This window comes from bacterium (assembly GCA_040754625.1).
Lineage (GTDB): Bacteria > JACRDZ01 > JAQUKH01 > JAQUKH01 > JAQUKH01 > JAQUKH01.
This window is the reverse complement of record JBFMCF010000031.1, coordinates 13,552-15,637: the sequence shown is the minus strand read 5'-3', so window position 1 is coordinate 15,637 and position 2,086 is coordinate 13,552. Positions and strand designations below refer to the sequence as shown.

Below are 2,086 nucleotides of genomic sequence, written 5' to 3'. Positions count from 1 at the left end.
CTGATATAGTTAAAACTATGCACACAGCAACTGCTAAATTTATTTGCATATACGGTCAGCCATTAAGTGGTAAAAGTACTTTAATGAGAAGAGTTGGTTACGATTTAGCCTCTGAGTTCAAAATGGTATTATATGTCTATAAAGGGAACAATCGTCCTGAAATATGGGATAATCTGATAAAATTTTGTGAGATAGTTAATGAGGAGATATTTTTACTTATTGATGATATTTTTGAAAATGATATCGCTTTTAGCTCAATGATGCATTTTCTTATGTAGAAAGCAGATAAAGGCTATAAGATAACAATAATCGGCACTGCAGTCTCAAACGATAGATTAAACCGAAGACTTAATGATATTGAAAAAAGTGGGATTCTAACCTTTAGGAAGGAACTTCAATTAACTGAAAATGAGAAAGAAAGAATACTGGAAAATCTGGGAATCGATCGACTTGCAATTGATAGTAGAATGTCTGAACGACTTAAATCAGTTGACAAATTTTATTCCTTTCTTATATATGCCTTTTTAATTTCTCAGGGTGATAATATAGGGATTCCTTTAGTACCATCAGAAACGATTGAGGAATGGAGGTTGAAAGATTTAAAAGTAAATCAAATCAGCCACGTTTGTATGAAGCATTCAAATATGTCTGTTTTACCCACCGATACAAACTTTTGATTCCCGCATCGTTAATCCAAAGGGTAGAAAGAAGTAAATTTAGCGATATACTTAGACTACGCGGAAGGAATGATTGGATATTTGAGACTACGAGTAAGTATTCTACAGTTTCATTGCTTGAATCTGCTCACTGGTACTTAGCACAAACTTATTGGGATAGTTATGAGCAGTTTGAAAGCCCACAACTTCTTATTAATGAAATGTTATTTACCGCTTCCCCTGGCAATTATCCGGAGTCACTTTTTATTTTGCATCTTTTTAGAGTAGTTTTGGAGAATATAAGTGCCATAGATTTAAGAAGTATTTTATTAGAGCATTCAAAAAAGATTAGGAACCTTCAAAAAAAATTGGGCGTTGACTCAATGTGTATTTTTAGCCGTGTTTATAAGGCACTCGAAATGAAAGAACAAGAAGTGGATTGTTTAAACGAAGCCAAAAATCGCGAGCCAGTTAATGTAGCTGATTTGCGAGTGTTAATACCTTTAATTGAAAATGAAGATCCAAAAAGAGCATTAACCCTGTTCCAAAATTGGTTAGAAAAAGAACCCAAAAATGGTACACTTCGTGTTGCATATTTAGAATTTCTTTCACGTCAAGCTAATGTATTTACCAAGGAAATTCAAGAAGAAATTGAACATTATAAAGAATGGATAGATAATGCAGGGGATCTTTGGGATTCCACACAAGCTTTTATTAAGTTCCTTATCAATCATAGCCCCGACCCCAAAAAACCATTAAAACTTACTGAGGTTACATCTAATATGAGCAATTGGCTATCTAAAAACGAAAATCATCCTAATGTTTCTAAAATTTGGGATCCATATATAAAACTAATCAAATATTATGATCACGAAACAATGATACAAACCCTGAAAAATTGCTGGGAATGGCTAAAGAATCACAACAAAGAAAAAGGATTTGTTTTATTAATGCCAGTTTTTATTGTTGAGTTAAAAAAATACGGAGCAGTTGATTTTAAAGAAGAGGTATTGAAAAAAGATTATTTAAATTTTAAAGAAGATGTATTAGATTATTTATTGGCATGGATAACCTTTCATCCAAAAGTTGACCAAATTAGATCAATAGTTTTAGTCTTGATTGACGGAAAATGGCCGGAATTAGAAAAAAAGAAAAACATTGTTGAAAAATTGGCTGTAGATATTCATAATATAAATCACTCTATTACAGTAAGCAAAGTAATAGCTCTAACTAGAAAATACGGGGCTACAAAAGATATAGCCAATAGCATTGATGAATTAAATAAATGGTTACAACCAGATTCTCGTAAACAGGAATATTCTGTTATGGCCAGTTATATAAGACTTGTAAGTGATTTTGGATGTGTAGAGCAAATAAACTGTGCTGTGACTACAACTCAAAATTGGCTAAATATTAATGACAATCAAACT

The 2,086-nt window shown here is 32.1% G+C and carries 2 protein-coding genes; both read left to right on the top strand.

What is annotated here, in order from left to right:
* On the top strand, positions 1-278 hold a 278-nt coding region (locus AB1498_02285; protein ID MEW6087117.1), incomplete at its 5' end, for a hypothetical protein.
* Positions 279-583: 305 nt separating this feature from the next.
* On the top strand, positions 584-2,086 hold a 1,503-nt coding region (locus AB1498_02280; GenBank protein ID MEW6087116.1), incomplete at its 3' end, for a hypothetical protein.